Annotated in this window: 9 protein-coding genes; 4 read left to right on the forward strand and 5 right to left on the reverse strand. The window is 40.3% G+C overall.

What is annotated here, in order from left to right:
* Positions 1-73: 73 nt before the first annotated feature.
* Genes CK510_RS34445 through CK510_RS23245 form a run of 3 tightly spaced genes read right to left on the reverse strand, consistent with a single transcriptional unit; the run spans position 74 to position 1071 of the window.
* Entirely contained in the window at positions 74-553 is a 480-nt protein-coding gene (locus CK510_RS34445; protein ID WP_095723950.1) for an IS630 family transposase, read from the reverse strand.
* Positions 544-768, reverse strand: coding sequence for a winged helix-turn-helix domain-containing protein (locus tag CK510_RS34450; RefSeq protein WP_095723951.1), 225 nt, complete (start codon positions 766-768; stop codon positions 544-546). Before CK510_RS34450 ends, CK510_RS34445 begins: the two co-directional genes overlap by 10 nt.
* 9 nt (positions 769-777) lie before the next feature.
* Positions 778-1071 (reverse strand): helix-turn-helix domain-containing protein, encoded by a 294-nt coding sequence (locus CK510_RS23245; protein WP_095723945.1) that lies wholly within the window; start codon positions 1069-1071, stop codon positions 778-780.
* On the opposite strand from CK510_RS23245, the gene CK510_RS23250 reads away from it, so the two are divergent.
* Positions 1070-1570 carry a hypothetical protein gene (locus CK510_RS23250; RefSeq protein ID WP_245912338.1) on the forward strand — a complete coding sequence of 167 codons (501 nt, stop codon included), beginning with the start codon at positions 1070-1072 and terminating at the stop codon, positions 1568-1570. The genes CK510_RS23245 and CK510_RS23250 overlap by 2 nt on opposite strands.
* A gap of 22 nt (positions 1571-1592) precedes the next feature.
* On the opposite strand, the gene CK510_RS23255 is transcribed toward CK510_RS23250, so the two are convergent.
* Complete coding sequence (locus CK510_RS23255; RefSeq protein ID WP_095723946.1) at positions 1593-2042, reverse strand: HNH endonuclease; 450 nt, start codon at positions 2040-2042, stop codon at positions 1593-1595.
* A complete protein-coding gene (locus CK510_RS23260; protein WP_095723947.1) occupies positions 2039-2275 on the reverse strand; it encodes a hypothetical protein in 237 nt (78 codons plus the stop codon). The genes CK510_RS23255 and CK510_RS23260 overlap by 4 nt, the downstream gene beginning before the upstream one ends.
* Positions 2276-2629: 354 nt before the next feature.
* Here CK510_RS23260 and CK510_RS23265 point away from each other — a divergent pair, with 354 nt between their 5' ends.
* From CK510_RS23265 to CK510_RS23275, 3 genes are all read left to right on the forward strand, one after another.
* Positions 2630-2881: a hypothetical protein gene (locus CK510_RS23265; RefSeq protein ID WP_211293274.1), complete on the forward strand. Its 252-nt coding sequence runs from the start codon at positions 2630-2632 to the stop codon at positions 2879-2881.
* A 73-nt stretch (positions 2882-2954) separates the two neighbouring features.
* A complete protein-coding gene (locus tag CK510_RS23270; protein ID WP_095723948.1) occupies positions 2955-3590 on the forward strand; it encodes a hypothetical protein in 636 nt (211 codons plus the stop codon).
* A 1-nt stretch (position 3591) separates the two neighbouring features.
* The gene (locus tag CK510_RS23275; protein ID WP_095723949.1) at positions 3592-7071 is read left to right on the forward strand and encodes a helicase-related protein; all 3480 of its coding nucleotides are present in this window, start codon (positions 3592-3594) and stop codon (positions 7069-7071) included.
* The last annotated feature ends 36 nt before the right edge of the window (positions 7072-7107 follow it).

Here is a 7107-nt window from a genome sequence, read left to right on the forward strand (position 1 = left end):
ACTTTTACCTCGAAAAAATACAACACTATTATTGTATGATAAAAGTTCCTTAAAAACTCACAAAGTCAACAGCCTAGGCTACGCCTACGCGTAAATCTTGCAAAGAAGAAAAAAGTTCATTTTTGAGAGATTTTTTGAGAAACTGCCAAAGCCTTTCAATTGGATTGAGTTCAGGGGAATGAGGAGGTTGAAGTAAGGGAATAATATTTTCAGGCCAGTTTATTGCACCACTGATATGAGCAGGAGCTTGGTCAATTTGTAAAATTGCATAATCTTCGCCTAATTGCTGAGATAGCCAGTCTAAAAATTCTTGAAAATACTCACCATTAAGTTTGGGGTATTCTTGCTGGAAATGTTGTCCCGTTAATGGGTCAATTGCGCCATAAATCCAAAAATTTTCCCTTCCCCATTTAACAGGTACGGTTGGCTTGACTCCAGAAGCTGTAATTACTTTTCCTGTTAAAGTTTTTAATCCAAGCCTTGTTTCATCCTGGCACAGAAAATGGACGCACTTGCCTTGTGCTAGGTGTTTTTCTAGGCTATCTAGGATAATACCGAGTTTTTTTTAAACTCAGATACCAACTTTTCGTCTTGTTTGTGGCTTTGGGGACGAGGTACTTTTAGTTTTGCTCCTAATGTATATCGAGCCAGTGAGTAAACCGTTCCGTATTCAATCTCAAGCCCATGCTCCTGTTTTAACCATTCAACTATTGCACCATAGCTCGCAAACCCTTTCCCTGTTTTTAACTCTTCCTTAAGTGCTGCGATAAGCGAAGCTTAACGCCAAAGGCGTATCGCGGTTTCAGTAATTTTCCGTTGTGCCCCCGGAGCTTTTTTTATTTCTAATAGTTCTGATAGCCCACCCGACCTATACTTTTGCAGCCACCTTGTCACAGTTGAGGTATCTTTCGCCAAGCGTTTTCCAATTTCTTGCTGCTTCTTAAGCTGCCCGCTTTTTATCCACCAAAGCATAATAAGTTTTTCTTTCTGGTTCCCTAAATTGGCTGTTTGTAGACGTTTTTTAAGTTCTTCTTCGCTCTCGGCTATTTCAATTTTAAAAGGACGGCTCATGGTTATTTTTATTTATCAAGTTTATTTTCTCTATTATATGCAGCTTCATATTAAATTGGTATTAGTTCTAGATTTTGTTGCCAGACAGAAAATTGGTGGTAATTCATTAAGTTTTTTCATCCTCAAACAACTCCCCGTCATCTCACCCGAAACCTACACCCAAGAAGACATAAACTTTATCGCACCTCGCGTCCTCGAACTAGTTTACACCGCATGGGACATGCAACCCTTCGCTAAAGACATGGGATACAACGGAGAACCATTTATTTGGAACAGCGAAAGACGAGCAATATTACGCTCCGAACTCGATGCATACTACGCCAAACTTTACGGCTTAACCAGAGACGAACTACGATATATTTTAGACCCCACCGATGTCTACGGTGCAGATTTTCCCAGCGAAACATTCCGGGTATTAAAGAACAACGAAATCAAAAAATTCGGCGAATACCGCACCCAAAGATTAGTCCTCGAAGCCTGGGATAAAATGTTTGAGTAAAAGCTGATTTCAAATTATTTATTTACGAACGACGTGGGTCTTCATCAGGAGGGTGAAAACCACCTTTGACCCAAAAACGTCGAGATTTTTGGATAAAATTATCAGTGCGACGTTCATCATTCAAATCGAAACGGTTAGAAGTTGCACGACCAATAGATGTTACACCAATAATCTTCGTAGCATCTTCTGACCAAATAAAATGATCTGACCATTTTTGACAGCGAGGATTAAATAATAGTACTTCTTGTTGAGTTTCTGGGTCAGTACCAACAATGAAATTATAATGACGTTCATTGCAGCGACGACAAGCTAATGCCAAATTATCAGCATCATCTGAACCACCTAAAGATTGTGGATTAATATGGTCAATTGTCAGAGGGGATGTGCTAAGAAATTCAGGATAACGGCAATACTCACATCTATATCCAGCACGCTTCCGTACAAGTTCCTGGGTACTACTAGAAATTGTCACGACTGTGATGCATTTATCGCATTGATGTAACTAAATATCGTATCTAATTCTCCTATAGCTTCTAGTTCAGCACTTTCTTCTGCTGTTAACAAGTCAGCCTTTTTCTTATCGAGAAGTTCTTGCATACGCAACCCTAGTTCCTCTGTAAATTTAAATAGGTTGAGATTGTTGACCCTTTCAACCTGAATTCCCTCTGTTAGCCAAGATGAAGGTTTGATTACTAAGCCAGTCATAGGTTTACGGCAATAATACTATATGTTCCCATCTTAGCAGTTACACAGCAATACAAACTGGATATACCCTGCGTCACGTAAGCATATCACACCATCTAAGTAGAATTTTGCCCCCTCCTCTTTGCTAAAAGCTATATCAGAAGAATACATCAAAATTTATATGCGATGCTTTCGGCGGTTCACGGAGCGACCATCGCTTTGCCGAAAACCTTTTAATGCGATCGTATATGAAAAATTATGCTAAAAATAATGTTTGAATTATCACCCCAGTAGTGCTTTAATGTGTAAAACCACACTTGAGACATTGTTAAGGAGTCGCAATATTTCTGACACTTACTTGAAAAGAATTACTAAATGTACACAAAACAGAAAATAGAAGAGTTATTCGGTACTCAAACCGCAGAGTACATTCAACGTAAAAATACAGGTGGTACTAGTGGTAGTAAAGGAATTAGATATGAGGATATATTTGCTGTCTACCAGCTAGCTTTATTATCAAGGTGTGTAATTGAATGTAATCAAGAAATACATTTATTAAGTCAATGCTTTACATTCGTTGACGACTTGGTGATTGACTGTAAGAATGAAACAGTGCTTCGGCATTAAACCTCGTCCATGATGAAACCCGGAGTTTTTTTTAAGATTCAAATCCGTCATTGCGACGTAAGGTAGACACAAAGTGGCTACCCGCAGGGTAGCAATCTCAAGGTCTTTGTGGAAAACTACAGTTCTCAAAGTAGACGAGGTTTATCAGTTAAAAAATAGCTCAAGTATTGTCTGGGGAGAGGGAGAAAAGTCTATATGTGATGATTTTTATAAGCAGCATCAACTCAATAGATCGGCTTCCAAAGGTTCGCTCCTATTTCTTGTCGTTGCTTGCGAAAAACTAAAGGAAAAATTAAATAAAGATATACCTATTTTGATTCAAAATTATAGCCAAGTTATTTATTTTTGCTATGAAAATAGTCTCAGTAAAATTATAGAAAAGGAGGTAGATTTTAAAAAATCAATAGAATACTTGTGTGCTTTTGATAACCCCGAACCAGATAAAATTGAATGCGTAGCATCTGTACTACTAGGAGCATGGTTAGCGATCGATAAAACTAAAGCTTCGGTAATGGATGCAATTAGTAAGGCTCAAGAGTATATACCTTCATATATTCGCTCATTTCAAGCAGAATTACCACTAGACCCTGAAGTACAAGTAATTTTGGATGGAATTGACAATTTTACCTATAATTTGACAAGGGGCTTTCTACATTGGGAGTTTCAAGGAAGAGGAATTTACAAAACATCCTCTAAGTTACTGGATTGAGATGAACTTTGGTTTGGAGGAAAAACAAGGATATCTTTTGCGTCGTACACCAATTACTCTCGAAGCTGGTGCAGTAAGACTTGCCCAAGAAACGAATCTTTCCGAAGCAGTTTGTTTATCAGCATTAAGAGAAATGTTTCTTTGGGGAAGTAAAACCAAAGGGTTGGCATTTCGACTGCATCAATTTATTTCCCAAGGGGGTAGTGTTTATGCAACAATTGAAAGCCGGAAACAAAGGGAATTAACCCTAGATGGACAATATACAACAACAAAAGAACGGCTACTTTATCCCCTAGTTTTTTGTCGGGAATGCGGTCAGGATTATTATGTGGTTCGCTACGATGCTGACAATCAAATTTTATTACCACAGCTACCAACAGCATTAGATGCTAGCCCCGATGATGTTGATATAACTATAGGCTACTTAACGCTAGACGAACCAGAACTTTGGGATGAAAGCGATGAAGATAAATTACCCGATACTTGGTTTAAAGAAACCAAAAAGAAAGGACGACATCCCAAAGATGAATATGCCGCATTTATTCCCCGTAAATTGCGAGTCAAACCCAACGGAACGATAACCAATTCGGTTTTTGAGGGAGTAAATTGTTGGTTTATCCCCAAACCATTTCTTACCTGTCTCAACTGCGGTATCGTTCACGACAAAAGAAAAAACGAGTTTGCCAAACTTTCTCGTCTCAGTAGCGAGGGACGGAGTACCGCTACCACCCTGCTTTCCCTTTCTAGCACCAGTCGTCTCAAGTTGAGTCCTGCTATTAAACCGGAAGCTGCCAAAATTCTCAGTTTTACTGACAACCGTCAAGACGCATCCTTGCAAGCAGGTCATTTTAATGACTTCGTGCAAACCAGTTTCTTACGAGCATCTTTGTATAAAGCTTTGCAGCAGAAAACAGAACTTACTCATAGCCAGTTGGCTGGAGAAGTTGTTACCCAAATGAATATGTCCCAAGAGGACTATGCCAAACAAACAGCGAATTTTGGTCCAGGGAAACGCCGTAACGAAGATGCCTTCCGCAGTCTTATCGAATACCGTCTTTACGAAGATTTACGACGGGGATGGCGAATTGTTCAACCAAACCTCGAACAATGTGGATTATTGCAAATTGAGTATATTGAACTCAAAGAAGTTTGTGCAGCAACAGAACTTTGGGAGCAGTATCGTCACCCGATAATTGTGCAAGCAACCCCCGAACAACGTTTTATTGCCGTCCAAGCATTTTTAAACCAATTGCGGCGAGAATTAGCCATAGATGCACCTTTGTTGCAACGCGATCGCCGCGACCAACTTAAACGCGAGGTTTTGCAAGCCATCAAGGAACCCTGGGGATTTGATGAAAATGAACTTTTACACGAAGCAACTTGGGCAACTACTGCAAGTGGCACTAATGGGAAGGCGAAAGTTAAATTAACATCTAGAAGTAAGCTGGGAAAATTTTTACGCTCTCCTCAAGCTTGGTCGTTAGGGCGATCGCAACCATTAGGTGAAGACGAATACAACGATTTAATTAATGCCTTAATAGGCGCTTTGTGTGAAGCTGGATATTTATTCAAACAAAAATCAGAAGTACAACTACAGACAGCTTCCTTACTCTGGAAAGCTACCCACCTCAACGAAATTTCCCCTGATATTTTAAACTCCCGTCGTTTGCAGGGTGGCGAAGCTGTAAATCTTGCCGTTAATAGTTTCTTCCAAAATTTTTACCGGACTAATGCTTTTACTATTCATACAATGGAAGGGCGAGAACACACCGGACAGGTAAAAAATGAACTTCGTCAAGAACGAGAAGCTAAATTTCGTCATGGGGAATTAGCAGCCCTATTTTGTTCTCCAACAATGGAATTAGGGATTGATATTTCCGACCTAAGTGTAGTCCACTTGCGGAATGTTCCTCCTAGTCCCGCTAACTATGCCCAACGTAGCGGTCGCGCTGGTAGAAGTGGTCAAGAGGCTTTGGTAATTACTTATGCGGCAGCTGGTAGCGGTCACGATCAGTATTTTTTCCGGCGACAAGAGCAAATGGTTGCTGGAGTTGTTGCTCCACCAAAGTTAGAGCTGGCAAACCAAGATTTAATTCAATCCCACGTATATTCAATTTGGCTGGCGCATACTAAGGTTGACTTGGGCGATTCCATGAATAAAATCCTGGATTTAGATTTAGAAGGATATCCCATTAAAGAATCTATTAGTGTTGACTTGAGAATGAGCGCAGACAAAATGTATAGATGTCTGCAAGCCACAAAGGCGATTTTTACAGATCGATATTCTCAAAAAGACCTCGCGAAATCTACCTGGTACTCAGTAGATTGGTTAGAGTTTACCTTAGAAAGCGCCCACGGGGAATTTAATCGAGCGTGCGATCGCTGGCGAAATTTGTACCGCGAAGCTGAGGAACAATTGCAAGCAGCCCGTCTTACCATCGATCGTTCCGCAAGAGGTGACATCACCCAAGAGCAACGCCATCTAGCCGAAGTTCAAGAACGGGAAGCACAACGACAAAAAGATTTACTCACAGGACAAATCAATAAAGGTAGAAGCAATAGCGAGTTTGAATTTTACCCCTACCGCTATTTTGCCGCCGAGGGATTTTTACCTGGCTTTAATTTCCCCCGCTTACCCGTGAGGGCATATATTCCCGCAAATAACGGTGGTGAATTTATCTCCCGTCCGCGCATAGTTGCATTGCGAGAATTTGCACCGAGTAATATTGTTTACTATGAAGGTAGTAAATTCCAGGTCGCAAAAACCAAAGTACCCGTAGGCGGGATTGAAAGCCATTATAAACGAGTCAGCGTCTGTTTCAATTGCGGGTATTACCATGAAAGTGATTTTCGAGATACTTGTGAAAACTGTGGCTTCACCATTCAATCAGACAGTTGCCAAAACATCGCTAAACTTTCCCGCGTACTGATGATGGAAACCGCGATCGCCCGTCGTCAAGAACGTATTACCTGTGACGAAGAAGAACGTCTCAAATATGGTTACAACATTACGACTCACTTCCGCTACACCAGCCAAAAACAAGAAATAGCAACTTTAGAAAGTGCCGACGGTAAACCTTTGTTAAGACTAACCTACGGTGCAACTGCAAAAATTTGGCGAATTAATCGTGGATTGAAAAAAAACACTGACGAAAGGGGATTTAAGCTCGATGTGAGAACTGGTATGTGGGGCGACCAAAGAAATGAAATTCCCCCAGAAAGCTTGCATACAGAAGTTAATTTAATGGTCGATGATACTTGTAATATCTTGGTCGTCGAACCATTGAATCTTCCAGAAGAGAATCGAGAATCTTTTATTGCTACTTTGCAACACGTCTTGTCCACAGCAATTCAAGCAGTGTACAAACTAGAAGCTGATGAACTAGATTCAGAAAGGTTAGGAGAAGGAAAATATATACTTTTTTGGGAAGCATCTGAAGGGGTACATCCCAGTTTTTATTCTTCCAAGAAAGATAAATAAATCATGAGAAAGTAAAGGGAAATTAAACGCGAACGC

The sequence above is a fragment of the Brunnivagina elsteri CCALA 953 genome (assembly GCF_002289455.1).
Lineage (GTDB): Bacteria > Cyanobacteriota > Cyanobacteriia > Cyanobacteriales > Nostocaceae > Brunnivagina > Brunnivagina elsteri.

Bases quoted from the DNA above. Each gene is read 5' to 3' on its own strand.
- CK510_RS23250 (WP_245912338.1), top strand. From the start codon at position 1,070: ATGGTTATTTTTATTTATCAAGTTTATTTTCTCTATTATATGCAGCTT.
- CK510_RS23245 (WP_095723945.1), bottom strand. From the start codon at position 1,071: ATGAGCCGTCCTTTTAAAATTGAAATAGCCGAGAGCGAAGAAGAACTT.
- CK510_RS23260 (WP_095723947.1), bottom strand. From the start codon at position 2,275: ATGACTGGCTTAGTAATCAAACCTTCATCTTGGCTAACAGAGGGAATT.
- CK510_RS23265 (WP_211293274.1), top strand. From the start codon at position 2,630: ATGTACACAAAACAGAAAATAGAAGAGTTATTCGGTACTCAAACCGCA.
- CK510_RS23275 (WP_095723949.1), top strand. From the start codon at position 3,592: ATGAACTTTGGTTTGGAGGAAAAACAAGGATATCTTTTGCGTCGTACA.